This window comes from Hymenobacter setariae (genome assembly GCF_007713685.1).
In the GTDB taxonomy this organism is placed as follows: domain Bacteria; phylum Bacteroidota; class Bacteroidia; order Cytophagales; family Hymenobacteraceae; genus Hymenobacter; species Hymenobacter setariae.
Genome location: NZ_VMRJ01000004.1, coordinates 668102 through 694758, shown reverse-complemented (window position 1 = coordinate 694758; position 26657 = coordinate 668102). Strand labels below are relative to the sequence as shown.

The window sequence follows — 26657 nt, the reverse complement described above, 5'->3', positions numbered from 1 at the left end:
CTCCCTAAATCAACTTCTTATGAACCTCCCTATCGTAGTGGCAGGCGGCACCGGCAACCTAGGCCGCCTCATTATCGAAGCCCTGCTCCAGCGCGGAGCTACCGTGCGCGCTCTAGTGCGGCCTCAAACCGACCCGACTAAAATCGCCGACCTAACTCAGCTCGGCGTAGATGTCAGGCCTGTAGACCTAGCCGATGTGGCAGCCCTCACACAGGCCTGCATCGGGGCTGGGTGCGTGGTGTCGGCCCTGGCCGGCCTGCGCGAGGTCATTGTAGATACCCAATCGGTGCTGCTCGCGGCGGCCGTGGCAGCCGGGGTACCCCGTTTCGTCCCGTCTGACTTTTGCAGCGACTATACCCAGCAAGCCGCAGGCCTGAACCGCAATTTTGACTTGCGACGTGAGTTTCAGGCACACCTCGACCAGGCGGCCATCGCGGCTACATCTATCCTCAACGGAGCCTTTGCCGAGGTGCTGACTTACAATATCCCGCTGCTCGACTTCAAGCGGCAGCAGGTGGGCTACTGGGAAGATGCCGATTGGAAAATCGACTTTACCACCATCGACGATACGGCCGCCTTCACGGCTGCCGCGGCGCTAGATGCAGACTCGCCTAGGTGGCTGCGCATCGCTAGCTTTCAGCTGAGCCCCCGCGAGCTGGCTGCCGCGGCCGAAGCGGCGGGCCGTGGGCACTTCGAGGTAGTGCGCCTAGGCTCTCGGGCCGACTTTGCCACGCACATCCAGCAGGCCCGTACTGCTAACCCAGCCGGCGAGCACGAACTCTACGCCAGCTGGCAGCAGATGCAATACCTGCTCAGTATGTTCAGCGTGCAGAACAATCCCTTGGATAACAGCCGCTACACTGGCCTGACGTGGACCAACGCCCAGGCAGTGCTGGCCGCGCCCAGCGAAGCCGCCGCGACGCCCAATTCTGAGGCAGCGTACACCGATGCCGAGCTAATTAAGAAGCTGCCCGGCTTCACCAACCACTACGCCACCGTAAATGGCGTGCGCCTGCACTACGTGGAGGGCGGCAGCGGCCAGCCGCTGGTGTGCCTGCCCGGCTGGCCCCAAACGTGGTATTCCTTCTACCCCGTAGCCCCGGCGCTGGCTGAGCGTTACCGCGTTATCATTGTCGATATCCGGGGTATGGGTAGCTCCGATAAGCCCGCCACCGGCTACGACAAGAAGACGATGGCGCAGGACATTTACGCCCTGATGCAGCACCTAGGGCTGCCTAAGGTGTCGCTACTAGGGCACGACATTGGCGGCATGGTGGCGGCCAGCTTCGCCTTCAACTACCCCGAAGCGACCGAAAAGCTCATCTTGGCCGATGGTGCGCACCCTAGCGACGGCATGCGCTATATGTCGCTGCTGCCCGCACCCGGCGCCTTCGAGGCCAAAATGGACGCCCACCAGCCCTACGTGTGGTGGATGGCTTTCAACCAAGTAAAAGGTCTGCCCGAAAAGCTATTGGCCGGCCGCTTCCAGTATCTGCTCGACTACCTCTTTGCCTACGTGATGCTCGATGAGAGCAAAATGTCGGCCTTCGACCGGGCCGTGTACGCCGCCGCTTACAATGAGCCCGAGAGCATTCGGGCGGCCAATGGCTGGTACCAGGCCCTAGGGCAGGATATGGCCGACGCCAACGCCTACACACCGCTCACCATGCCCGTGCTGGGCATTGGCAGCTACGTATCCTACGAAAACATGCGGCAGAGTATGCCCGCAATGGCGCCCGGCGCGCAGGTCATCGGCCTACTCGATAGTGGCCACTATATGTTTGAGGAAAAGCCCGAGCTGGTAGTAGCGGCTGTGCTAGACTTCTTGAAATAGCCCAGCGCTTAGTTGAGTGCTAGCAGAAAACGCCTGTCATGCTTGGTTTGCCGAAGCATGACAGGCGTTTTCTGCTAAAACAGGCACCTAGTGCCAAACTCCCAAAATTCTTCTAAGCAAAATAATTTCCCCTGTGTGGTAGGCATTGTGGTCGCCGATAAGCAGCGCTTCGCGGAAAATATTCTGCCCATCACCGTGCGCTAGGGGCTTGAAGAGGTCAGTAGCAGGGTTTTCGAGCAGCTCTATAAACTGCTGCTGGTCTTGCCGAATGGCCGCTAGGGCAGCTTGCCAGCCGGCTTCGTCAACGGGTTTCGTTTTATCGGGCCAGTAGCTGGCGGGCCACTCGGGGGCCACGTAGTTGGGGTTGAGGCAAAACGCTAGGATATCGGCTTGCGCAATGCGCAGGTGCTCGACCAAGTGCCAGATGGTGTAAGGCACCTCGGGCACAGCTTGGTTGCGCAGGGATGGCGGCAACTCGGCAATGGCTTGCTCAAAGGTGGCGTGGGCATTGCCGGCGGTAAGCAGGGCGGTAAGCTCGGCAACGAGCGCGACGCGGGTTGGCTGGTCCATATCAGACAGGGGTACCGTGGGCCCTACGGGTCCGCGAGTGGATGGTGATTATGTGCATTCTACGCACGTGTAGACCCCCAGGGTCTATGGTACGCCTCATTTATTCTAGCAGACCTAGGCGGCCCGCAAACACGCGGCCCACGTGCAGCGAGTGGCGCTTGGCGGTGTCGGCCGTGGGCCCCTCGAAGTGCGCGTCCACGGTTTCGTGAAACAACTCGAGCCAGCGCCCGAAGTGGTCGATGGTGAGGGGCAGTGGGAAATGCTTGCGCATCGGAAAGCCCCGGTAGCGGCTGGTGCCTAGCAAGATGCCGCTCCAGAAATCGTAGAGCTGCGGCAGGTGGTGGCTGAGGTCGATGTGCGCAAAATCGACAAACACCGGCTTGAGCAGCGGGTCGGCCAAGGCGCGGGCGTAGAAGCCGTCGACCAGCGTTTTAATATCGTCTTCGGTGGTGATATCGGGCATAGGTTATAGCATGATAGCGCGACTTGCAAAGGGCGTGGCCAACTTTGTAGTTCGCGTTTAGCTGAGTGTATTCAAACAAACACAGCCCATAAAGTTGGCTACGCTCTTTGCAAGTTGCGCCATTGCCCCATGAATGACCCCGAAATCCGCGCCCGGCTCTACCCCTCATTAGTAGGGGGCGTGGTTATCGACGAGCTGCCCACCGGCACCACCCGCGCCGATGTGGTGCACATCACCGAGGCTTTCATGCACGGCTACGAGGTGAAGGGCGACGGTGACACCTTGCAGCGCGTCGAAAACCAGCTGCGCTGCTACGCCGAGGTCTATGATTTTGTCACCTTCGTCGTCACCGAAAAGCACCTGCCCAAGCTGCTGCCGCGCCTGCCCGAGTGGGTGGGCGTGCTGGTGGCCCCGGCCGACGACCTAGGGCTGCGCCAGCACCGCCCAGCCGGCTACAATGCCACCGTGCAGCGCGCCCCGCTGGCAGCGCTGCTGTGGGTCGAGGAAATCAAACAGTTCCTGTTAGCGAGGGGCTTGGCTGGGGCCAGCACCCTGCGCCAGCGCGAAATTGCCCACTACCTGCGCACTACGCACACCATCTCGCTGTCGAGCCTGGCGCAGTACGTGCGCGAGCGCCTGATGGCGCGGCTGCCCGAGCGGCTGGCGCTGCGCGAAGTGCGCAAGGCCGAGCGCGAGCGCCTGGCCGGTATTCGGCAGCGGCGGGCTGCGCGAGCCAAGCAGCGCTAAGCTGAGCAGCACCTGGGGCGTGGATAGTGGCGTAACTTTCGGAAAAAACTAGCTATTCCTACCTATAGCATGCACGAGTACAAGCTAGCGCCCACCGCGCTACCCCAGCTGCCCAAGGCCCCCACCGGCATTGAAGGGCTGGACGAGATTACGGAAGGCGGCCTGCCGCTGGGCCGCCCCACGCTGGTGTGCGGCAGCGCCGGCTGCGGCAAAACCCTGTTTGGCATCGAGTTTCTGGTGCGCGGCATCCTAGACTACGACGAGCCGGGCGTGCTCATGACCTTTGAGGAAACGGCCGACGAGCTAGCCGCCAACGTAACCTCGCTGGGCTTCGACCTCAAGGCCATGCAGGACGATAAGAAGCTGCGCGTCGACCATGTGCACATCGACCGCTCCGAAATCGAAGAAACCGGCGAGTATGACCTAGAAGGTCTATTTATCCGCCTAGGGTACGCCATCGACACCATCGGGGCCAAGCGCGTGATGCTCGATACCATCGAGGCGCTGTTCTCGGGCTTCCCCAACGAGGCCGTGCTGCGCTCCGAAATTCGCCGCTTGTTCCGTTGGCTCAAGGACAAGGGCGTGACGACCGTTATCACCGCCGAGCGCGGCGAAGGCTCGCTCACGCGCCAGGGCCTAGAGGAGTACGTGTCGGACTGCGTGATTTTGCTCGACAACCGGGTGATTGACCAAATCACGACCCGCCGCCTGCGCATCGTGAAGTACCGCGGCACTACCCACGGCACCAACGAGTATCCTTACCTCATCACCGAAGACGGCTTTTCGGTGCTGCCCATTACCTCGCTCAAGCTCGAGCACACGGTGTCGAACGAAATAATTTCGTCGGGCGTACCGGGCCTCGATGAGATGTTCACGCGCCGGGGCTGGTACAAGGGCAGCAGCATCTTGATTACGGGCACGGCGGGCACCGCCAAAACCACGCTGGCTGCGTCCTTCGCCCTCGAAGCCTGCCGCCGCGGCGAGCGCTGCCTGTACTTTGCCTTCGAAGAATCGCCGGCCCAGCTCATTCGCAACATGCGAGCAGTTGGTCTCGACCTACAGCCCCATCTCGATAAAGGGCTACTTCACATTGAAGCGTCGCGCCCTACGCTCAATGGCTTGGAGCGCCACCTCGTGACGGTGCACAAGCTCATCAAAGAGTACCAGCCCCAGTGTGTCGTTATCGACCCTATCAGCAATCTAATATCGGTAGGTAGCCTAAGCGAAGTGCGGAGTATGCTCACGCGGCTCATTGACTTCTTGAAGGTTAGCAATATCACCGCCCTTTTTACTGCCTTGGTAAGCGGCCGCGACGGACGCATGGAAATGACCGAAGAAGGCGTATCGTCTTTGGTCGATACCTGGATTTCGGTGCGCGACCTAGAGGGCATTGGCGAGCGCAACCGGGGGCTGAGTATCCTGAAAGCGCGCGGAATGTCGCACTCCAACCAAGTGCGCGAGTTTTTGGTCACCGACACGGGCATTCAGCTGCTCGATGTCGTTATCGGGCCGCTGGGCATCATTACTGGGGCCAGCCGCCTCACCCAGCGCATTCAGGAGCAGGCCCAGCTCACGGCCCAAGAGCAAGAAATAGCTCGCAAAGACCGCGAGCTCGAGCGCAAGCGCCGGGTGCTCGAAGCTACCATTGCCAACTTGCGCACCGAGTTTGAGTCGGTCGAAGAAGAGTTGCGACAAGTAAATGACGAAGAATCTTCGCTTCAAAATGCTATAAGTCAAGCGCGTAGTGCCGCCACGCACGACCTCAACAACAGGCGCCCAGCCGCTGAACCTCAACGCCCGGCCTAGGTAGCCCGTACAAGAGAAATTATGATGGATATGAGGGAAGCTTCTGCTGCCACCCCCGCTAGCCCCAAGTCTTGGGAGCTACGCTTGTACGTGGCCGGCCAGACCAGCAAATCGGTAATGGCCTTGGCCAACCTGAAGCGCTACTGCGAGCAGCATTTAGTGGATTGTTATACGATAGAAGTAATTGATTTGCTGCAAAATCCGCAGTTAGCCGAGGGCGACCAAATTTTGGCCATCCCGACGCTGGTGCGCAAAGTGCCCGAGCCCATCCGCAAAATCATCGGCGACCTGTCGAATGAAGAAAAGGTGCTGGTGGGGTTGGATATCCGCTCGCGCGGCGACCGCTAAGCCGCCCGTAAATGACCGACTCTACTTCTGAGCTACCCGCCTCGTCTCCGCCCGAGGCCGACTACGTATTGCACTTGTATATCACGGGGGCCACGCCCAACTCGCTGCGCGCCGTGCGCAACATCAAAGAAATCTGCGAAACATACTTGGCTGGGCGCTACGAACTGCTCATCATCGACATTTACCAGCAGCCACTGCTAGCCCGGCAAGAGCAGATAGTGGCCGCACCTACCCTGGTGCGGCAGCGCCCGCTACCTAGGCGGCAGCTGGTAGGCGACTTGTCTAACCGGGCGGCGGTACTAATTTCGCTCGGCGTGCCCCAGCCGGGAAGCGCAACCTAATCTGTCATGGCTGAGCCCGGTTCTTTGGATGCTACCGCGCTGGCGCGCGAAAACGAAGAGCTGCGCCAGCAGCTGCACGAGGCCGAAGAGCTCATTGTGGCCGTGCGCACCGGGGCCGTCGATGCCCTGGCTATTCAGGGCGCCGACGGGCCGCGCATCTTCACGCTAGAGGGCGCCGACCAGAGCTACCGCATGCTGGTAGAGCAAATGAACGAGGGCGCCCTGCTACTCAGCTCCGATGGCATGGTGCTGTACTGCAACGAGGCGCTGGCCGAGCTGCTGCACTGCCCACTGGAGGAGATGCTGGGCACTACGGTCAGTAGCTTTGTGCCCGCGGCCTTTCAAGAATATTGGGCGGACGTGGTAGCCAAGGGCTGGGCGGGCCGGGTGCGGGGCGAGCTGCCCCTGCAAACGAGGGAAGGAGCTTTGAAGCCCTGCTCGGTCTCGATGAATGTGCTGCCCTTTAACGGAGCGCCGGCCCTAGCTGTGCTAGTGACGGATGTATCGGCGCAACAGCAGATTGAGAATATCCGGGCCGTGGTGGCCAAGCAAAACACCCTTATCGACCTCAAAAACGAGGAATTGGTGCGCCAGCAGGCGGCGCGCCTAGCCGTGGAGCAAGCAGCGGCGCAGGCTCAGCGCTTGCTGGAAGGCATTCCGCAAATAGCCTGGACGGCTACACCAGAAGGTAGAAATTCGTACCTCAACCAGCGTTGGTTCGACTATGTGGGTGATGTGGAGCCCAACCCGGAAACGCCCATTACCTCGCGTGTGCACCCCGACGACTACGAAGCGAGTATGCAGCGCTGGCGGCAAAGCCTGACTACTGGCCTCCCACTTGATATAGAATGCCGCCTGCGCAACGAGGCCGGCGAATACCGCTGGATGCTAGGCCGGGGCCGTGCGCTGCACACAAAAGAAGGTGCTATCAGCCAATGGATTGGTACCTTCACCGACATCAACGAGCACCGACTGGCGCTCGAGCGTGTAGACCAGGCGCAGCAGATGCTGCGCGACAACAACGAGGCGCTGACCCGGGTCAACGTGGACCTCGACAACTTTATTTATACCGCTTCGCACGATTTGCGGGCGCCCATCACCAACATTGAGGGCTTGGTGCAGGCCTTGCGCAGTGAATTGCCCGACTCCGCTGCCCCCAGCGAGCCCGAGCCAGCGAGCCAAATTGCGTTCATCCTGAACCTGATGCAAGACTCGGTGGAACGCTTTAAGCGCACCATCGACCACCTCACCGACGTGAGCAAGCTACAGCGCGAGCATAGCCCCATCACCGAGCAAGTGCACCTGGCCACGGTAGTTCAAGACGTGCTACTCGACCTAGAGCCGCTGACCAACTCGGTGGGGGCGCAGCTCGAAGTAGAGGTGGCGGACTGCCCGCCCATTGCCTTTTCGGAAAAAAACCTGCGCTCGGTGGTGTATAACCTGCTCAGCAACGCCGTGAAGTACCGCGCCCCCGAGCGGCCGCCGCTAGTGAAAGTGCGCGCCCACTGCACCGAACACTACGTGCTGCTAGAGGTGCAGGATAACGGCCTAGGTATCAGCGAGGCTGGACAACGCAAGCTGTTTGGCATGTTTCAGCGGCTGCACGACCACGTGGAGGGTTCGGGCATCGGGCTTTACATGGTGAAGCGCATGGTGGAGAATATCGGCGGGCGTATTGAAGTAAGCAGTGAGCTGGGGGTGGGCTCGACCTTCACGGTGTACTTCCCGCACTAGGCCCACCTTTGTGGCCAGCCCACTGCCGGGCTGTTTTCTCTCATCCTAGTTAGCACGCCTCTTTATGACCACTGCCCAAACCATTGAGCAGCTCGAACGCCAGCGCTTCGACGCGCAAGTGAGCAAAGACTTCCCGACCCTGGAAAAGATTTTTGCCGACGACCTCATCTACACCCATTCCAACGGCCACCAGGACAGCAAAACGAGCTACCTCGAGTCTATTCGCACCGGCCAGAGCCGCTACGACCGAGTAGACATCGAAGACCTGACCGTGCGCGCCTACAACGACGACCGCACGGCCGTGGTCAATGGCCTCATCCAAATTGACCTAGGGCCCGGCGCCGACGGCCAGCCTGCCCACACCCGCATCAAGTACGTGGTGGTATATATCAAAACCGATACAACCGGCTGGCAGCTAGTGCTGTGGCACGCGCAGAAACAGGCCACCTAGGAGAAAGGATAATTACCCAACACACCCCACAAACGACTGTCATGCTGAGCTTGCGAAGCATCTTATCACACAAGGTTCTGACCTGATAAGATGCTTCGTAAGCTCAGCATGACAGTCGTTTGTGGGGTGTAGTATTAGTAGCTATCTACCGCCAAGTAGTGAGCAGGCCGCCGGCCTTCCCTAGGTAGGGGTCGGTGGTGGGGCGGGGTAGGGCAGCAATGTTCTTATCTGTTTTGGGGCGCTCGCCGGGCAGGCCACGGTTCACGTCCCAGGAGCGGCCATCGGGGTAGGCCCCCACAATACCTAGGTCGGTGCTGCCGAGGTCCTTGTGGCCAACGCCGGCCGGAATTACGAGGATATCACCGGCTTGTACAGTTACTTTTTGGCCTTTTTCACCGCCTAGGTGCAGTAGTGCTGTGCCAGCGTACACGCCCAGTACTTCGTGCGAAGTGCTGTGGTAGTGGTGAAAATTGTAGACGCCATTGCGCCAGGAGTTGGTCCAGTTATTGGCGGCGAAGTGCTGCTCTAGCCACGCGGCCCCAGCTGCATCGCGGGTCGTGAAAGCCTGCCGGTATACCAGCAGAGGGTAGACATTATTCGGAATGATACCGTCGTCTTGAAAGTGAAGCTGCTCGGGCTGCATGAGGCGGAAGGGAGAGCGGACTGCGGCGGCTAGGCCCCAGGGCGCCACCCCGAGTAGTGGAAGAAAAGCACGCCGTTTCATAGGGTGCCTTATACGCGGTTGCGCGGACTTTGTAGTCCGCGTGCGTAAGCGGGCAGCCAGACGCGAACTACAAAGTCCGCGCAACAATGAGCGGTACTTTGACTTTAAAACTAGCTTACTTCAGCACTGGCAGCTGCACCGACGAAGCATGCCCCGGCTCGTGGTAAATCCGGATAGTCGCCTGCTTGAAGTCGCCCTCACCGGCTGTGGAGATGTTGACGAACTGCTGGGGGTTGCGGTCGACGAGCGGGAACCAGGTGCTTTGCACCTGCACCAGCAGGCGGTGGCCTTTCTTAAAGGTGTGCAGCACGTCGTTTAGCTCATATCTTACCTCCGTGGGTACGTTGGGCTGGAAGGCCTCGGGCTTCTCAAAGCTATTGCGGAAGCGCCCGCGAAACACATCGCCTCGCACCAGACGCTGCGTGCCACCTAGGGTCAGGCGCTGGGGATTGGGCGTTGGGTTGGGGGTGTCGTCGGGCAGCACGTCAATGAGCTTCACCACAAAGTCGGCATCGGTGCCCGAGGTGCTCACCCAGAGGTCGATACCTAGGGGGCCGGCCACGGTGAGGTCTTCGGTGAGCGGCTCGGTTTGGTAAGTCAATACATCGGGCCGCTGGGCGGCGAAGCGCTGGTCCTCAATCATGTACTCATTGTTGCGCCCGGCCTGCATGCTGGCAGTGTACGGCACCGGGTGGGCCGGGTCGCTGATGTATTCGTCGAAAGTTGGCGACGTTGGCGAATCAGCAGTTTGCGTGCGAGTTATTTGAAAGTGCGACTGCTTTTGATAAGGTGCAGGTTGCCCTGCCGCTACTCCATAAAGAAAGCCATTGGGCTGAAGATAAAACGGACGACTCTCCGCCGCCCTAGGCGGCCAAGTCGGATAGTCCTTCCACTGGTTCAGGCCCGTATCAAACAAGGTTGCTTCGGCCGCGCCAAACGTGCCTTTGCCTTTGAGGTAATAATTGAAAAACGGCGTTTCCAGCGTTTGGCGGTAGTGCTGAGCGGTGTTTTGGCCGAAGTCGTAGGGGCCAAATTTGCTCCAGTCGGGGCGGCTCCAGGCGCCGTGGGTCCAGGGCCCCATTATGAGGCGGTTGGTGGCTTTGGGGTTTTGCTTTTCGATGGCCTGGTAGGTGTGCAGGGCGCCGTAAAGGTCCTCAGCATCGTACCAGCCGCCCACCGTGAGCACGGCCGGGCGCACGTCGGTGAGGTGCTTTCGGATGTTGCGCGCCTGCCAGTAAGCATCGTAGGTGTCGTGCTGTAAGTACTCGTTCCAGATGCGGGCGCGGTTGTTGAAGTACTGCGGCGCATTAGCGTTTTTAATAGGCCCGAGCTTCAGGAAGAACTGGTAGGCGTCAGTGATTTTGAGGTCGAACAGCTCGTCGTACTTAGCCACAGGCTGCGGCCGTGGCGCGTCGAAGTAGTTGGTAAAATCGAAATTATCGAGCAGGAAAAACGCGCCGTTGTGCCGGGCATCATCGCCGATAAATTCATCCGTTACCGGCGCTTGTGGCGACACAGCTTTTAAGGCGGGATGGGCGCCGGGTAGGCTGGCCGTAGCGTAAAATCCGGGATAAGAAATGCCCATAATACCGACCTTACCATTGTTGCCGGGCACGCTTTTGAGCAGCCACTCGATAGTGTCATAGGTGTCGGTGCTTTCGTCGTGGGGCGTGGTGCTGGTGCCAGCGCGGCGCGGCTTGCCGAGCGCGGCAGCCGGTAGGGCGGGCGTCACTTCCTCAAACTGGCCCTCGCTGAGGTAGCGCCCGCGCACATCCTGATACACAAAGATGTACTTCTCCTGGCTGAGTTCGCGGCTGGGGCCGGGGCCGCGCAGGGGGTAGTTGCTTTCGCCGCGCGGGCCCGCCGAGTAGGGCGTGCGCTCCATAATAATGGGGTAGGGGTGCGCCTTGTCGGCATCCTGCGGCACGTAGAGAATGGTGTAAAGTTTCACCCCGTCGCGCATCGTAATCTGGCGGTCGAGCTTGCGGTAGTTTTGGCGCACAAACAGCGAGTCTTGGGCGCGGGTGGGCGGGGTAGTTTGCGCGGCAGCGCTAAGCGTGGTACCGGCAAAACCGGCGAGCAGCAGAAGGCGGAACATGACTAAAAAAGCTTAGGGGCCGTAAAGTAGCGCCTGCCGCCGGGTTTGGGCTACGGCTAGGCAGTAGCTTCGCATCATTCCTAGGGCGCTGTAGGGGCGGTAGCTACGATAGCCGCCGTTTTCAGAGGCCCTAGGTCACTCTCACACTCGTTTCCATGTCTTACATCCCCAACCCCGCCCGCTACGAAACAATGGAATACCGCCGCAGCGGCCGCAGCGGCTTGCAGCTACCCGCCATTTCGGTGGGCCTGTGGCAAAACTTCGGCGAAGTAGACGCCCTCGGTAACTGCCGCGCCATCTTGCGTACGGCCTTCGACGCCGGTATCACGCACTTCGACCTAGCCAACAACTACGGCCCGCCTGCCGGGGCTGCCGAAGAAACGTTTAGCCGCTTGTATAAGGATGACTTCCGGGCGCACCGCGACGAGCTTATCATCTCGACCAAGGCTGGCTACGGCATGTGGCCCGGCCCCTACGGCGATGGCGGCTCGCGCAAGTACCTAGTGGCCAGCCTCGACCAGAGCCTGCGCCGCATGGGCCTCGACTACGTGGACATCTATTACCACCACCGCCCCGACCCCGAAACACCGCTCGAAGAAAGCATGGGCGCCCTCGACGCACTGGTGCGCCAGGGCAAGGCGCTGTACGTGGGCTTGAGCAGCTACTCGCCCGACGAGACCCGCCGCGCCTGCGCTATTCTGCGCGACCTAGGTACGCCCTGCGTCATTCACCAACCCAAGTACTCGCTGCTAGTGCGCACGCCCGAAGAAGGCTTGCTCGACGCGCTGGCCGACGAAGGTGTAGGATGCATTGCCTTCTCGTCCTTGGCTCAAGGAGTGCTCACTGACAAATACTTGCAAGGTGTGCCGGCCGACTCGCGCGCCGCGCGCCGCCTAGGTAATGGCGCCATCGAGGAAGGCCAGCTCAACCCCGAGAACATTGCTAAAGCTCGGCAACTCAACGAACTGGCCCAGCAGCGCGGCCAGTCGCTGGCCCAAATGGCGGTGGCCTGGGTGCTGAAAGACCCGCGCATGACCTCGGTCATCATTGGAGCCAGCAAGCCGCAGCAAGTCACCGACGCCGTAGGCGCCGTGGCTAATCATCAGTTTAGTGGCGAAGAGCTAGCGCGTATCGACGCTATTCTGGCGTAGCTCGGCAGCCGCATACCCCACCCCCAGCCCCTCCCCTCCGGGAGAGGGGTGCCTGACGACTGGATGACGTCAGCTTACATCTACTTGCGGTTGGCACCCCTCTCCCGGAGGGGTGGGGCTGGGGGTGGGGTCTAGGGCATCGGTAGCCCAGCAGGGGTGCCGGCGGCCCCAGTAAGGCGGTTACGCGGCAGCAGGCGCATGGTGGTGTCGAGGCGCTGCGTGAGTAGCAACTGGCGCGACTGCTGGCGCAAGGCCGCTTGCTGCTGCTGTTGCTCTTTTTTCTGAAAAAGCTTGACCTGATACTTGGTGCCGGGCACATCGCGGCGCAGGTTTACGTAGGTAAGGCGGGGCGAGCGGGGGCGCATGGGCTCGCCATTCTGGATGCGTTCGATGCGGCGCTTGTTGTTGCCAAACAGCACGTTGAGTGGGTTCATGCCCACGTAGAGGTTGGCGCGGCCATCGAGGTTGTAGCGGCCGCTTACTTCGAGCTCGGTCAGGTTGCTATTTAGGCGTAAGCTCGGAATGAGCAGTTGCCCGCCGTTGAGGATAAATTCTGTGCTAACCGGCTCGAAAAACAAATGAGCCGTGCGCTCCTTCTTCACGAGCTTAAAGGACTGCTCTAGTGCTTCCACGTTTAGCAGCTCTAGGTCGCGCAAGTCGGCTTTGAGGTAGCCATAGGTGTCGGCCCGCACGGGCAAGAACGTTGAATCGAGGTCGGTGTGCAGGACGGCGGCGCAGCGGAGCGTACCCTTGATGTTGTCTTCGGTAAGCACCTGAAAGCGCATGGTGCTGCTGGCCGTAGCAAATAAATCGGGCAGCTTGATATCTTCGAGTAGGGCCTGCACGCGCAGCGGGTGGTGCCGCCGGCCGCCATCGGTGCGCAGCAGCCCGTGCAGCGAGATATGACCATCGAAGGCATCGAGCGAGCATTCGTCTACGCGGGCCTCGCCGTGGCTGAGGTGCGATACCAATTGAAATTTGCCTCCTTCGATAGAATTGTAGTGCACGCGGTCGGCCTGCACGCGCAGCACCGCCGTGAGGCCACCGCTGGCCAGCAGCGCTCCGGCCGGCGAAGGCGCGCTTGCTGGCCGATTGCGGGCGCGCAGGCGTGCCATGCGGCGCGCGCGGCGGGCAGCCTTTAGCACAGCGCGCGGCTGAAACTTGGTGGTGTCGCGGGGCGGCTTGAGGCTGGCTAGCATGCGTAGCAGCTGCTGCACATCGAGTGAGGAATAGCGCAGGTCAACATCGGCCGTGGCGGCCGTGAGGTGGATGCCCGAGACAAGAGCCGCTGCCGAAGCGCGCCCTACTCCGCCCTGCGGGGCCACAAAGCGCAGGTAAGGCATGCGCAGCAGCGAGTCGGTTTTTTCAAAGCGTAAGTGCAGGTCGCGCAGGGGCTCGCCCACTGGCAGCACCAGCTCGCCAATGTCCCAGGTAAATGAGCCATCGGCGGCCAGCAGCAGTTCGCGCAACGCCGGGGTGGGGGCGGGGTCATTGCCCTTACGGGCCGCTAGGGCCGCCCGTCGCCGCAGCGCCACCGCGCCCGGCGGACGCGAGAGCCGGGTAATCAGCTTGTGGTAGTTGATGCTGGCAAACCGCATCCCGAGCTGAAAATTGACGGGCGCCACGTCGTTGGTCGTGTCGGTAGGCCAGCTGGCCTGCCCAAAAAGCCGCCCGCCCCAAACACGCGCCTCAATACGCGAGAGCTCTACCTGCTTGCCGTCGTGGCGCAGATTCACGGCTAGGTTACGTAGTGTGTCCGGGCCCAGTACTAGGCGGCCGCAGCGCAGGTCCACATTGAGCCGTACCTCGTCGGGCAGCAAGTGGCTGCCCATAGTCATGGCCATTTTGCGGGCATTGCGGCGCTGCCGAAAGCGCCTGCCTTGCCGCTGGGCCGTAGCAGCGGCTAGCACGCGCTGGGTAGGGGCGTTGCCTAGGGCGCGTAAGCGGTCTATGTGCAGCTCATCAACCTCAAACTTGCCCGTGATTTCGGTGCGCGGGTGCTGGCCGGTGAGGTAGGTGAGCAGGTAAGTAGTGGTAGCTGCGGCCTTGAAGTGCATGCCATCCAAGGTGCCCGAAGCGTTGGTAAGGCGCCACAGACTATCGCGCAGCCCAATGTGCACGTTTACATCGGCCATCTTGATGCGCCGGGCCGGCACGCTGAATGCCGCACTGCGCAGCTCAACGGTGCCGCGCACCGACAGGCTCTTTTGGGTGCGGGCCAGCATTTGGTCGCCTAGGGGCGGTATGGGGCCGCGCAGCTGCACGTCGAGGTCAGCAATGCCATTGGTAGCTCGCCATAGGCCGGGCGAAATCACGGAAGCCAGCTCGGGCAGCTCGGTGCGCCCGCTTAGGTGTCCCTCCACATAGGGCCGCAAGAAGTTGCGCAGCAAAAATGTGGCGTCGAGCTGGCCCACTGGCGAGTAGATGCGGCAGCGGTCGAGCTGCACGCTGGCCGTGCTCAGATTGTGAGCGGGGCCGTTGTCGTAAGTGCCCTGCAAGTCCCAGCGGTTGATGCGACGTGTCGCGTCGGGCCAGGCCAAGCTAGCGTTTTGCAAGGCGAAGGTCAGCACTGTATGGGGGCGCACGGTGGGTCCGCTAAGCCCCGAAATGGTGTACACGATGCGGGCGTGGCTGGGGCTGGTGGCCCCGGCCAGGTAGGGCCGCAAGCGCGGCGGCAAGGCCGCGTGCAACACCGCCACCAGCGGCTGGGTGCCCGCAAACTGCAAGTGCAGCATGGTGCCGGTGGGCTGGTCGGCGGCCACCGTATGCGTGCCGCCGATGCGAATGGTATCGCCGTTGAGGGTGGCGCGGGTGCGCCAAAACTCGCCGCGCCGCGCCTTGAAGGCGTAGCGGTAGTTGAGCCAGGCACGCACTGGCTCGTGGGCCAGCAGCGTGCCCGAGCGGTTGGCCAGCTGCTCCAGGTAGCCATCGAGCACGCCGCTCAGCCGCAATGCGCCCTGCCGGATGCCACCCGTGAGGCGTGCGCGCTGCACTTGCCCGGCCAGCGTGCTGTGGGCGTAGTCGTTCTTCGTGACCATGTGGAAGTTGTACACCACAATGGAGTCGAGATTGAAATTCAGCAGCGGGTCCTTGCCTTCGCCCTGGCGGCGGGCTTTCTTGCCGCGCAGCCCCCAGCTGTGGCCCGTAGAATCGACGTATTGCTGAAAGTCGGCGTCGTGGATTTCGAGGCGCGTCACGCGCACCTTGCGGTGCCATAGGTCTACCAGCTCTAGGCGCAAGTCGGCGTGGCCCACGCGCAGCACGGGCACGGCCCGGTGGTGGCTGGTATCGGTAAGCGAAAGGTGACCTAGGGACGCCGTAACGTGCGGAAAGTCGCGCCATGGCGACAGCTCTACCGTGAAGGGCGCCAGCACCAAGCCCGAGTTTTTGGTGAGCTGCTCGCGCACCGTGCGCTGCAAGTAGCGCACGGTATAGTCGCGCCCGAGTAGCCACACCGCCGCGCCTAGCCCTAGTACTAAGGTCAGGAGTAATAAAAATCCAATAGCCAGCACGCGCCGGAGGGAAAAGGATTTCATGCGGCAAAATACGTAGTTCCGGCCCAGCTTGGATAAGCTTAAGGATGAATTGAGGCAGGAACCTCACCTACATACGGGAAGATTCCGCAAGCAGCCGGATAGGTTGGTGCGTGCACCCGGCGCCCTACCTTTACGGCCGCTCGGGGTGCCCACGGCGCGCCCTAGGGCGTATACCCTCGCATTCCAATTCACCTGGCTTTCCCCACTTTTTTCTCTCCCTCATGCCCAATCCAGCTGTCTCTATCGACCAACTGAGCATTGACACCATCCGCCTGCTGTCGGTGGACATGGTCCAAAAAGCCAATTCTGGCCACCCCGGCCTGCCTATGGGGGCGGCCCCCATGGCCTACGTGCTCTGGTCGAAGTTCCTGCGCTTCAACCCCCAAGACCCCAAGTGGCCCAACCGCGACCGCTTTGTGCTGTCGGCTGGCCACGGCTCGGCGCTGCTCTATAGCATGCTGCACCTCTATGGCTACGACCTAAGCATGGAGGAGCTGAAGAACTTCCGCCAGCCCGGCCACCGCACCCCCGGCCACCCCGAGTCTAACGTGACCCCCGGCATCGAAGTAACCACCGGCCCACTGGGCCAGGGCTTCGCCAACGGCGTGGGCATGGCCATGGCCGAGGCGCACCTAGGTGCTATGTACAACAAGCCCGGCTTTGAGGGCGTGCAGGACCACTACACCTACGCCATCGTGAGCGACGGCGACCTGATGGAAGGCATTGCTGCTGAGGCTGCTTCGCTGGCCGGCCACTTGCAGCTCGGCAAGCTAATTTTCCTCTACGACGACAACGACATCTCACTTGACGGCCCCACTAGCCTGGCATATACCGAAGACGCGATGAAGCGCTTCGATGCCTACGGCTGGCACACCTCGCACGTGAAAGACGGCAACAGCATTGACGAGATTGAGGCCGCCATTAAGGCTGCACAGGAAGTAAAAGACAAGCCGTCGATTATTTCCATCAAAACCATCATCGGTTTTGGCTCGCCACTGGCCGGCACCAATAAGGCCCACGGCAGCCCCCTAGGCCCCGACAACGTGAAGAAGGCCAAGGAGTTCTTTGGCTGGGACCCCGAGGCTACGTTCGTCGTGCCCAACGAAGTGTACGAGCACCTACGCCAGCCCGGCCAGAAAGGCGCCGAGCTGCAAAAGGAGTGGGACGCCAAGTTCAAGGAATACGAGGCTAGCTTCCCCGCCGAGGCTGAGCAGTTCCACGTTTCCTTCAATGGCAACCTGCCCGAAGGCTGGGACAAAGACCTGCCTGTGTACACGCCCGCTGATGGCAAGCTGGCCACCCGCCAGGCTTCGGGCAAAGCCCTCACGGCCATTAAGAAAGCCGTACCGTTCATGTTCGGCGGCTCAGCCGACCTGGCCTCGTCGAACGAGATGGACAAGTCGGGCGACGACTCATTCCAGCCCGGCCACTACGAGCGCTCGAACATCTGGTTTGGAGTGCGCGAGCACGCCATGGGCGGCATCATGAATGGCATTGCCCACCACGCCGGCTTGCGTACTTACGGCGGTACCTTCCTCACGTTCAGTGACTACATGCGCGGCGCCATTCGCCTCACGGCCCTTGCCGAGTCGGCTTCGACGTTCGTGTTCACCCACGACAGCATCGGCCTGGGCGAAGACGGTCCCACGCACCAGCCCATCGAGCAAGTGACCTCGCTGCGCACCGTGCCCAACATCGTAGTGCTGCGCCCCGGCGACGCCAACGAAACCACCGAAGCCTGGCGCATTGCCATGAACACGCCCAAGTCGCCGGTGTGCCTCATCTTGTCGCGTCAGGGCTGGCTCCCGTTCGACCAGTCGGTGCTGACCCCCGCCGCCGGCAACGTGCAAAAAGGCGCCTACGTGCTGAGCGAAGCCCAGGGCGGCACGCCCGAGCTCATCCTCATCGGCACCGGCTCGGAAGTGCCCCTGGCCCTAGAGGCCCAAAAAGTACTGCAAGCCGAAGGCACCCCCACCCGCGTGGTGAGCATGCCCTCGTGGGAGCTGTTTGAGCACCAGGACAAGGCCTACCGCGAGCAAGTGCTGCCCCGTAACGTGCGCAAGCGCGTGAGCATCGAGGCCGGCTCACCCATCGGCTGGAGCAAGTATACTACTGACGAGGGTGCCAGCATCAGCATGAACCGCTTCGGCGAGTCGGCCCCAGCTGATTACCTGATGAAAGAGTTTGGCTTCACCGTCGATAACGTAGTGAAAGTAGCCAAAGGCGTGCTTAGCGGCCAGCCCGAGGAGGACGACAAGAAGCAAGTAGTTTCGTAGTCGTTTGCTTCCTAGGTACCTTATAAGAGCGCCCCGCTGGCTTAGGCCGGCGGGGCGCTTTTTTGTGACAGCTGAGTAGGGGTGGGGTTCCACGCTTGAGCAGCAACCTAGGAAGCCGACGCAAATAGTGCTGCACACTGCTGCGCTATCTCCAACTCTTCATTGGTCGGAACGACCAGAATCTTAGCCCGCGAACCTGGTGCACTGAGGTCGCGCAAGCCCGGCTGGCGCTGTTGATTTTGAGCCTCAGCCAGGACCAAGCCGAAGAAGTCTATATCCTGGCATACCAGTTGGCGCACTAGGGCGTCGTTCTCGCCCACGCCGGCCGTGAAGATGATAGCGTCTAGGCCGTTGAGTACGGCAGCGTAGGCGCCGATATACTGCCGGATGCGGTAGGCGTAAATGTCATAAGCCAGCTGGGCGGCGGCATCGCCGGCTGCTAGCGCCTGGCTAATGTCGCGCATGTCGTTGGAGCCGGCTAAGCCCAGCATGCCGCTTTCTTTATTGAGCAAGGTGTTGACTTGCTCGGGCGAGTAGCCCAGTGGCCCCGTCAGGTGCAATAAGATGGAGGGGTCTACGTCGCCCGAGCGGGTGCCCATGACTAAGCCCGCCAAGGGGCTGAAACCCATGCTGGTATCCAGCGACTGGCCGCCGCGCACCGCCGCCATGCTGCACCCGTTGCCTAGGTGGATGGTGATGAGCCGGGCATCGGGCTGCCCTAGGTAGGCTGCCGCTTGCGCGGCCACGTACTGGTGGCTGGTGCCGTGGAAGCCATAGCGCCGGATACGCTGCTCTGTATACAAGGCCGTAGGCAAAGCGTAGCGAAACGCCTTTTCTGGCAGTGTTTGGTGAAAAGCCGTGTCGAACACCGCCACCTGCCGCGCCCGCGGAAACACCCGCTCGGCCACTTCTATCCCTAGGTAGTTGGCTGGATTGTGCAGCGGCGCTAGCCCAAATAGCCGCTGAATTTCGGCCTTTACCTCGGGCGTTATCGGGGTGGCTTGGCTGAAACTTTCGCCGCCGTGCACCACGCGATGACCCACGACATCAATGTCGCTCGGGTCTTGGATAACGCCGTCCGTGAGTAAGTGCACTACTTTGTGCAGGCCGGCTTCGTGGTCGGGGAGGGGCAGGGTTAGGCGCTGCTCGGTGGGGACTCCTTCGGCAAAAACCTTGTGCGAAATCGTGGCTTGCTCCGAGCCTACGCGCTCAACCAAGCCGCTGCATACCGGCTGCTCGGCTGGCCAGCGGAAGAGTTGGTATTTGATAGAACTGCTGCCGGAGTTGATAACGAAAATGTTCATATGCTATTAGTTAACGCGCGATTTTATGTTAGTCATGCAGAGCGCAGCGAAGTATCTCGCGTGTTGACGTTCGATAACGTGAGAGATTACTGCGCCACGCGAGATGCTACGCTGCGCTCTGCATGACTAACATAAAAGAAGAACGCTACCCTTGCTGACTCTGGATGGCCGTAATTATCACCGTATTATACACGTCGTCCACGGTGCAGCCGCGGCTGAGGTCGTTCACCGGCTTATTTAATCCTTGCAGCACCGGGCCAATGGCGAGGGCGCCGGTTTCGCGCTGCACGGCTTTGTAGGTGTTATTGCCGGTGTTGAGGTCGGGGAAGATGAGCACGCTAGCCTGGCCGGCTACTTCGGAGTCAGGCAGCTTTTGGCGGCCCACTAGCGGGTCCACGGCGGCGTCGTACTGGATAGGTCCTTCCACCTTGAGGTCTGGGCGCTTTTGGCGCACCAACTCGGTGGCTTGGCGTACTTTCTCGACATCGGCGCCCGCGCCGGAGGTGCCCGACGAGTAGGAGAGCATGGCTATCCTAGGCTCGATGCCGAAGGCTAGGCTGCTTTCGGCCGACGAAATGGCAATTTCGGCTAGCTGCTCGGCGGTAGGATTGGGGTTTACGGCACAGTCGCCGAATACGGCCACACGGTCGGGCAGGCACATGAAAAATACCGACGACACCACCGACACGCCGGGTTTGGTTTTTATAAACTGCAACGCCGGCCGGATGGTATGTTGCGTGGTGTGCACCGCCCCCGATACCATGCCGTCGGCGTGACCTTTGTACACCATCATCGAGCCGAAATACGACACGTCGCGCAGCAGGTCGCGGGCCATGTCCTCGTTCACGCCTTTGCTTTTGCGCAGCTCATAAAAGGTCGCCACGTAGTCGGCGTAGTAATCAGATTTTACTGGGTCGATGACCCGCAAGTGACCTAGAGGCAAATTGATACCTAGGCGCTTGGCCGAAGCCGCCACCTGGTCGGGGTCGCCGAGGATGGTGAGGTCCACGATATCCTGGTGCAGCAGAAAGGCTGCTGCCCGCAAGATGCGGTCGTCGTTGCCCTCGGGCAGCACGATGTGGCGGCGCTGGCGCTTGGCCCACTGCAAGAGCCGGTACTGGAACATGTGCGGCGTGAGACCCTCGGGCTGGAAGCTCACTAGCTTTTCCTCTAGCGCGCGCACCGCCACGTAGCGCTCGAAGGTGCTGATAGCCAGCTGTATTTTTTTTGGGTTGTCGGGCGTGATGCGTGAGCGAATGGCACCTACGCGGTTAGTAGTTTCGAAGGTGCCAGTGGGCACCACCAAGATGGGCACCACGTTGGGCAAACCCTCTAGGAGGCGGCGCACGGGCTCGTCGGGTTCTGAGCCGGTCGAGAGCACGATGCCAGCCACCCTAGGGTAGCTGGCCGACTGGTTGGCCTGCAAGGCGCACACGATGATGTCCCCTCGGTCGCCAGGCGTCACGATTAAGACGTTCTCCTTGAGGTAATTCAAGAAGTTAGGTACCTGCATGGCCCCAATAATGTAGTTATCGACTTGGTTGCTCAGCCCGACTTCGCCAAACAGCAGCTTGCCGCCCAGCCCCTCCTTAATCTCACGCATGGTGGGATGCAACAGATTGGGGTCTTCGGGAATGACGGCCAGCAGTACCTCATCCGGCAGCTGGCTGCGCAGCAGTGCTTCCACATCGGCTAGCTGGGCCGGCGTGATGCGGTTGGCCACCAGCTGCAGTACTGGCACCTCGCGGCTCTCGAAGCTACGCAGTGTGGTGAGGGCGGTGCTAACGACTTGAGCCGTGCTCTTGCCGGCACCCGACACCACCAGAATAACCGGTACGCCTAGGTTCTTGGCAATCGACACGTTGGCGTCGAACTCAAACGCCGTGCCCGGCCCCACAAAGTCGCTGCCCTCCACCACCGTAAAGTCGCAGCTCTCTTCCCAGTGCTTGAACTTGCGGATGACCGTGTCAATCAGCTCGCCCTGGGCGCCGGTTTCGAGCAGGCGCAGGGCCTCGGCGCGGGTGTAAGCGTAAGTGTCTACAGCTGGTAACTGCAGCTTGAAGTAGCTAACGATGGTGGCTAGGTGTGGGTCGACCTGTTTAGATGGGTCGTGGTCGATGAGGGGCTTGAAATAGCCTACCCGGCGGGCTTGCCCAAGCAGCATGTTTACCAGCCCTAAGGCAACCAGCGACTTACCGCTGTAGGGCTCGGCAGTAGCGATGAAAACGGCTTTCGTCATGCAGGTGCTAACGTAGAGGTTCGGGCTGGCGTTGGCTAGAGGGGTTGTAGACTTTGTAGGTCTACGCGGTGATACAGGCTATTCGCACTGCCAACTCCCCAGACTTATTGGAAAGAGCAAATTTAAAGGCGCAAGCTTTATTTAGATATTTTCTAAATAAAGCTTGCGCCTTTTGCTTCTTTTGATAACTTTGCCACTGTTTAGAATGCGTCTAAATAGTATCTAGGCACTTCACCGCAGCTCACTTCTAAGCCAATTGTGGTTGGGTGGCTTGTCACAAAGACTGTTGAGCCATCGAAAGCAAGCGCATCATTTCTTCTTAGCATTTATGTCCCGTTGCCTTCATCATAACCCCCTAGGGGGCATTGCGCAGTGCCCCGGCGGGTGCTGCCTACACCTGTATTTTGGCAACGTGGGCCTGCGCTTGCTGCCACACGAGCTGCGTCAGTGGTGCGGTATCGTGGCCGAGCTTTGCACCTACAACGCTCCGCACATCGTGGATGCCGAAGAGCGTTGCCTCAGCATTCCCGGACCCACCTCTGATGTAGTCTTTCTGTTTTCGCTAGAGGAGCTGCACTGGCTGCACGACCTACTCCTCAGCGCCTCATTGCTGCTAGAAGCCGATGCCCTGCTGGCCCCTAAAGCAGGTTTCTAGCACAAAGACCCCACCCCCGACCCCTTCCCTCCGGGAGATGGAAGCCTGACAACTGCTTAACGTTCAATTACGTTTGCTTGCGGCCGGCTCCCCTCTCCCAGAGGGGAGGGGCTGGGGGTGGGGTCTCTGCGTTAGAAACGCATACGCAACCTTACACCAGCTTGTCAGGTGTAATAGGTAGCTCGCGTACGCGCTTGCCGGTGGCGTTGAACACGGCATTGGCGATGGCGGGGGCCACGCCAATAGTCGCGATTTCGCCGATGCCCTTGGTGCCTAGGGCGTTCACTTTCAAGTCGGGCTGGTTTACGAAGGCTACTTCGATGTTAGGCGCGTCGGCGTGCACGGGCACGTGGTAGTCGGCCAGGTCTTTGGTGACGTAGCGGCCAAACCGGTCGTCGATGCGGGCGTGCTCCATCAGGGCCATGCCGATGCCGCCCACGGCGCCGCCCTTCATTTGGTTGGCAGCAGTTTTTTCGTTGATAATGGTGCCCGCGTCAGCGCACGACACGAGCTTGCTCACGCGCACCTCGCCAGTCAGTTCGTGCACGCGCACCTCGGCAAAATGCACAGAGAAGGAGTACATGGAGTACTGCTGGCCTTCATTGCCAGGCTTGGCCTCGACCGTGACGGTGGCCGCGCCGGCCTGCTTCAGCAAGTCAGAGTAAGGCACGCGGGCGGCGGTGTTGCTGCTCAGCGAGAGGTGTTTATCACCTAGGGTTACATCTTCTTTCTTCGCCGACGCGAAAGTCGGGTTTTGGGCGCCAGCCAGCTCGCGCAGCTTGTCTTTGAGGGCCAAGCAGGCTTGCTGCACGGCTGGGCCTACGCTGTTCACTGTCGAAGAGCCACCTTGTGTGCCCGCCTGCGGGTAGTCGGAGTGGCCGAGCTCAAATGTGATTTTCTCGGGCGCGATACCTAGGGTATCGGCCGCAATCTGGGTCATAGCCGTGCCGGTGCCGGGGCCAATGTCGGTGGTAGCGCACTGCATGAGCACAGTGCCATCGGGCCGCAGCTGGGCGCTGGCGTGTGCCCCGCCGCGGTGCGCGCCAAAGGTGCCTACGCCCATGCCGTAGCCCACCAGCCACTCGCCGTCGCGGAGGCTGCCGGGCTTCAGCTTGCGGTTGCTCCAGCCGATGCGGTCGGCGCCAAGCTTGTAGCACTCCTTCAAGAACTTAGTGCTCCAGGGGCGGTTTTTCTCGGGGTCCGTGTCGGTGTAGTTGCGCAGGCGAAACTCCAGCGGGTCGAGGTTAAGCAGGTGCGCCATTTCGTCCATGGCCGACTCCAGGGCAAACGCGCCGGTGGCCTCACCGGGGCCGCGCATCCAGATGGGCGAACCGATGTCGAGCGCCGCCAAGCGGTAGCGCGTCGTCAGGTTAGGCGACGCGTACATCATGCGCGTCTGCGCCAGGGTCGATTCGGTAAACTCCTCGTAGGTAGAAGTTTGGCCAATGCTCTCGTGGGTGATGGCCGTGATTTTACCGTCGGGCGTGGCGCTCATGCCGAGCTTCTGCCAAGTATAGGGGCGATAGCCCACCTGCGTAAACATCTGCTCGCGGGTCAGCATCAGCTTCACTGGGCGGTTCACCACCTTGGCCGCGATGATGGCTGCCGACTCGTGCGGCCAGCTGTGCAGCGCGTTGCCGAAAGCCCCGCCTACGAAGGTGGCAATCACCTTCACGTTGGCCTCGGGCAGGCCCCACTCCTTGGCAAAGTCGCGGCGGGTGGCTAGGGTGCCCTGTGTCTTGTCGTAGAGGGTGAGGCGGTCGGGTGCCTCCCAATGCGCCGTGATGGACTGCATCTCCATCGGGTGGTGCATCTCGGTCGGAATCACGTATTCCCCTTCGATTTTAATAGCGCCCGTCTTGTAAGCATCGGCCTGGCCGCGCTGGTAGTCAGCCATCGGCGACTTCGGATTCTTTTTGGCCGAAGTAGGCAGAAAAGCCTGTGGCTTGTTGTCCTCTAGGTTGGTTTGGTGCGCTTCTTTGGCGTACTGCGCCTTTATTAGCCGGGCAGCGTAGCGGGCTCGCTCCCACGAGTCGGCCACCACCACGGCGATGGGCTGGTCGTTGAAGCGGATTTTATCGTCGTTGAATATCTTGATGGGCCCGCCCACCGTGGCCGGTTGCGAGGGGTCTTTGCCAGCCGTATCGTAGCCTGGCACCTTGGGCGAGTTGTAGTGCGTAACCACAGCCAGCACGCCCGGCGCGCGCTCGGCGGCCTTGGCTTCGATGCTCGTGAGGCGGCCCTTGGCAATGGTGCTGCCCACCAGCACGGCATAAACCAGGCCCGGCAGCTCGTACTCGGCCGAGTACTTGGCTGCGCCGGTAACCTTCAAGTGGCCATCCACCCGGTTCATCGGTGCGCCGATTTGCTTCTGTTGCGCTTTCATAATCAATATACTATTGCTGAGCGTTGCTGCTAGTTGCTATAAACCACATCTATTACCTCTTCTCTGTCATGCTGAGCTTGCGAAGTATCTTATCAGGTCAGAACCTTGCGTGATAAGATGCTTCGCAAGCTCAGCATGACAGAGGAGAAGTGATAGACTTTTACTTAGGCCGCCGCGGCGGTGCGGAGAGCCTGCACTATTGTATTGGGTCCCAGCTTCAGCTTGTACGCGTTGTGTTTAAAGGCTTTGGCGCCTTGCATGGCTACTTCGGCGGCGCGCCGGAAGCTGGCTTCCGTGGCGGGCTGGCCCACCAGCGACTGCTCGGCGGCAGTGAGACGCCAAGGCTTATGGGCCACGCCGCCCATGGCCAAGCGGGCGGCCTTGATGGTGTTGCCATCGAGGTCGAGCGCCGCCGCCGTGCTCACGAGGGCGAAGGCGTAGCTGGCGCGCTCGCGCACCTTCTGGTAGTGCACGTGCTTAGTGAAGGGGCCATCGGGAATATCAACGGCCGTAATCAGCTCGCCGGCCTCGAGGTTGGTATCCTTTTCGGGCGTGTCGCCGGGCAGGCGATGGAAGTCGGCGAAGGCGATACGCCGGTCGCCCTTAGGTCCGCTCACGAGCACGGTAGCGTCCAAGGCCACCAGGGCCACGCTCATGTCGGAGGGGTGCACCGCGATGCACTTGTCGCTCGCCCCGAAGATGGCGTGCATGCGGTTAATGCCTTCGAGGGCGCCGCAGCCACTGCCAGGCTCGCGCTTGTTGCAGGGCATGGTAAGGTCGTAGAAATAGCTGCACCGGGTGCGTTGCAGCATGTTGCCGCCCACAGTGGCCATGTTGCGCAGCTGCGGCGAGGCACCAGCGTTGAGGGCCAGGGCCAGTAGCGGCTGGTGCTGGCGCACCAGCGCATCGTTGGCCACCGCCGAATTCAGGGCTAGGGCACCTAGGCGTAAGCCTTTGTCCTGGCGCTCGATTTTGGCAAGGGGCAGGCGGTTGATGTCCACCAGCTTTTGCGGCGTCATGATGCCGCGCTTCATCAGGTCGACCAGGTTGGTGCCGCCCGCAATGAACTTGGCAGTGGGGTCTTTGGCTACCGCGTCGATAGCACCCTGGGGCTTGGTAGCCCGCACGTATTGAAACTGGTTCATACCTTTTGGCCTCCCTGCTTTACGTCTTGGATGGCCGCCACAATGTTGGAGTAAGCGCCGCAGCGGCAGATGTTGCCGCTCATGTATTCACGGATTTCGCCTTCCGAGCCGGCGTGGCCCTCGCGCACGCAGGCCACGGCGCTCATAATCTGGCCCGGCGTGCAGTAGCCACACTGAAAGCCGTCGTGCTTCACGAAGGCCTCCTGCATAGGGTGCAGGTCGTCGCCCTTGGCCAGGCCCTCGATGGTCGTGATTTCCTGGCCGTCGTGCATCACCGCGAAGCTCAGGCACGAGTTCACGCGCTGGCCATCGACGTGCACCGTGCAGGCGCCGCACTGGCCGTAGTCGCAACCCTTTTTGGTGCCGGTGAGGTGCAATTGTTCGCGCAGCAGGTCGAGCAGCGTGGTGCGCGGCTCTACTTGCAGTTTGTGCTTGGTGCCGTTCACTTTGAGCGACAATGGTATTTTCTCAAAAGCGGCAGCTACTTTTTCGTCGAGCTCGGCCGCAGCCGCTGTGACTACGGGGCTGGGCACCAAGGCCATCGCCGTTAGCACCGATGACTGCTTGAGGAAGGTGCGCCGCGAGTCGTCGTGCGGGCTCGCTTGTTCAGGTTCAGCGTTCATAGCCAGTTATATAGTAAGAATACGAGTTAAGATAGTACACCGGCGCTAAAGAGGGGACAGGCGCGGGTGGGGTTGCAACAGAAGCGGCGGGGTTTCTGTTGCAGCCTTTTTGCTCGTTTGGTTTGCTAGCGCTGCCCTAGGGCGAGTAGTAGGCTCACTGGCAACGGCAAGCGCCCGGCAAAACATTCGAGCGCCTCCCCAAGCCGCGAGCGGATGGGCTCGCGGC

20 protein-coding genes are annotated in these 26657 nt (G+C 61.0%); 10 read left to right on the top strand and 10 right to left on the bottom strand.

The window, feature by feature from the left end; all coding sequences use genetic code 11:
• Positions 1 to 19: 19 nt before the first annotated feature.
• Complete coding sequence (locus FNT36_RS17830) at positions 20 to 1834, top strand: alpha/beta fold hydrolase (RefSeq protein ID WP_144850438.1); 1815 nt, start codon at positions 20 to 22, stop codon at positions 1832 to 1834.
• Positions 1835 to 1921: 87 nt separating this feature from the next.
• On the opposite strand, the gene FNT36_RS17825 is transcribed toward FNT36_RS17830, so the two are convergent.
• Complete coding sequence (locus FNT36_RS17825) at positions 1922 to 2404, bottom strand: DinB family protein (protein ID WP_144850436.1); 483 nt, start codon at positions 2402 to 2404, stop codon at positions 1922 to 1924.
• 100 nt (positions 2405 to 2504) lie between these two features.
• Positions 2505 to 2867: a group III truncated hemoglobin gene (locus FNT36_RS17820; RefSeq protein WP_144850434.1), complete on the bottom strand. Its 363-nt coding sequence runs from the start codon at positions 2865 to 2867 to the stop codon at positions 2505 to 2507.
• A 129-nt stretch (positions 2868 to 2996) separates the two neighbouring features.
• Between FNT36_RS17820 and FNT36_RS17815 the strand changes: the two genes are divergently transcribed.
• The 6 genes from FNT36_RS17815 to FNT36_RS17790 all read left to right on the top strand — a co-directional run bounded on the left by FNT36_RS17815 (position 2997) and on the right by FNT36_RS17790 (position 8294).
• Positions 2997 to 3614 (top strand): sce7726 family protein, encoded by a 618-nt coding sequence (locus FNT36_RS17815; RefSeq protein WP_144850432.1) that lies wholly within the window; start codon positions 2997 to 2999, stop codon positions 3612 to 3614.
• Between the two features lie 69 nt (positions 3615 to 3683).
• Complete coding sequence (gene kaiC, locus FNT36_RS17810) at positions 3684 to 5420, top strand: circadian clock protein KaiC (protein WP_144850430.1); 1737 nt, start codon at positions 3684 to 3686, stop codon at positions 5418 to 5420.
• A gap of 30 nt (positions 5421 to 5450) precedes the next feature.
• The gene (locus FNT36_RS17805) at positions 5451 to 5768 is read left to right on the top strand and encodes a circadian clock KaiB family protein (protein ID WP_233636024.1); all 318 of its coding nucleotides are present in this window, start codon (positions 5451 to 5453) and stop codon (positions 5766 to 5768) included.
• Between the two features lie 11 nt (positions 5769 to 5779).
• On the top strand, positions 5780 to 6109 hold the full coding sequence (locus FNT36_RS17800) for a circadian clock KaiB family protein (protein WP_144850425.1): 330 nt from the start codon (positions 5780 to 5782) through the stop codon (positions 6107 to 6109).
• Positions 6110 to 6115: 6 nt separating this feature from the next.
• Positions 6116 to 7843, top strand: coding sequence for an ATP-binding protein (locus FNT36_RS17795; RefSeq protein ID WP_144850423.1), 1728 nt, complete (start codon positions 6116 to 6118; stop codon positions 7841 to 7843).
• A gap of 64 nt (positions 7844 to 7907) precedes the next feature.
• On the top strand, positions 7908 to 8294 hold the full coding sequence (locus FNT36_RS17790) for a nuclear transport factor 2 family protein (RefSeq protein WP_144850421.1): 387 nt from the start codon (positions 7908 to 7910) through the stop codon (positions 8292 to 8294).
• A gap of 145 nt (positions 8295 to 8439) precedes the next feature.
• Here FNT36_RS17790 and FNT36_RS17785 read toward each other — a convergent pair whose 3' ends face one another.
• Positions 8440 to 9018 carry a cupin domain-containing protein gene (locus tag FNT36_RS17785; RefSeq protein ID WP_144850419.1) on the bottom strand — a complete coding sequence of 193 codons (579 nt, stop codon included), beginning with the start codon at positions 9016 to 9018 and terminating at the stop codon, positions 8440 to 8442.
• 115 nt (positions 9019 to 9133) lie between these two features.
• On the bottom strand, positions 9134 to 11116 hold the full coding sequence (locus FNT36_RS17780; protein ID WP_233636023.1) for a CocE/NonD family hydrolase: 1983 nt from the start codon (positions 11114 to 11116) through the stop codon (positions 9134 to 9136).
• 155 nt (positions 11117 to 11271) lie between these two features.
• Between FNT36_RS17780 and mgrA the strand changes: the two genes are divergently transcribed.
• Positions 11272 to 12267 (top strand): L-glyceraldehyde 3-phosphate reductase, encoded by a 996-nt coding sequence (mgrA, locus tag FNT36_RS17775; protein ID WP_144850418.1) that lies wholly within the window; start codon positions 11272 to 11274, stop codon positions 12265 to 12267.
• A 131-nt stretch (positions 12268 to 12398) separates the two neighbouring features.
• Here the strand turns inward: mgrA and FNT36_RS17770 are convergent, their stop codons facing one another.
• Positions 12399 to 15803 carry an AsmA-like C-terminal region-containing protein gene (locus FNT36_RS17770; RefSeq protein ID WP_144850416.1) on the bottom strand — a complete coding sequence of 1135 codons (3405 nt, stop codon included), beginning with the start codon at positions 15801 to 15803 and terminating at the stop codon, positions 12399 to 12401.
• A gap of 221 nt (positions 15804 to 16024) precedes the next feature.
• Between FNT36_RS17770 and tkt the strand changes: the two genes are divergently transcribed.
• Positions 16025 to 18079 (top strand): transketolase, encoded by a 2055-nt coding sequence (gene tkt / locus FNT36_RS17765; protein WP_144850413.1) that lies wholly within the window; start codon positions 16025 to 16027, stop codon positions 18077 to 18079.
• A gap of 107 nt (positions 18080 to 18186) precedes the next feature.
• Here tkt and FNT36_RS17760 read toward each other — a convergent pair whose 3' ends face one another.
• Positions 18187 to 19383, bottom strand: a complete 1197-nt coding sequence (locus tag FNT36_RS17760; RefSeq protein ID WP_144850410.1) for an acetate/propionate family kinase — start codon at positions 19381 to 19383, stop codon at positions 18187 to 18189.
• Positions 19384 to 19528: 145 nt separating this feature from the next.
• On the bottom strand, positions 19529 to 21622 hold the full coding sequence (gene pta / locus FNT36_RS17755; RefSeq protein ID WP_144850407.1) for a phosphate acetyltransferase: 2094 nt from the start codon (positions 21620 to 21622) through the stop codon (positions 19529 to 19531).
• Positions 21623 to 21950: 328 nt separating this feature from the next.
• On the opposite strand from pta, the gene FNT36_RS17750 reads away from it, so the two are divergent.
• Complete coding sequence (locus FNT36_RS17750) at positions 21951 to 22277, top strand: hypothetical protein (RefSeq protein ID WP_144850405.1); 327 nt, start codon at positions 21951 to 21953, stop codon at positions 22275 to 22277.
• 151 nt (positions 22278 to 22428) lie between these two features.
• On the opposite strand, the gene FNT36_RS17745 is transcribed toward FNT36_RS17750, so the two are convergent.
• From FNT36_RS17745 to FNT36_RS17735, 3 genes are all read right to left on the bottom strand, one after another.
• Positions 22429 to 24663, bottom strand: coding sequence for a xanthine dehydrogenase family protein molybdopterin-binding subunit (locus tag FNT36_RS17745; RefSeq protein WP_144850403.1), 2235 nt, complete (start codon positions 24661 to 24663; stop codon positions 22429 to 22431).
• A 164-nt stretch (positions 24664 to 24827) separates the two neighbouring features.
• Positions 24828 to 25808 (bottom strand): FAD binding domain-containing protein, encoded by a 981-nt coding sequence (locus FNT36_RS17740; RefSeq protein ID WP_144850401.1) that lies wholly within the window; start codon positions 25806 to 25808, stop codon positions 24828 to 24830.
• Positions 25805 to 26431 carry a (2Fe-2S)-binding protein gene (locus FNT36_RS17735; RefSeq protein ID WP_144850399.1) on the bottom strand — a complete coding sequence of 209 codons (627 nt, stop codon included), beginning with the start codon at positions 26429 to 26431 and terminating at the stop codon, positions 25805 to 25807. The genes FNT36_RS17740 and FNT36_RS17735 overlap by 4 nt, the downstream gene beginning before the upstream one ends.
• Positions 26432 to 26657: the final 226 nt, after the last annotated feature.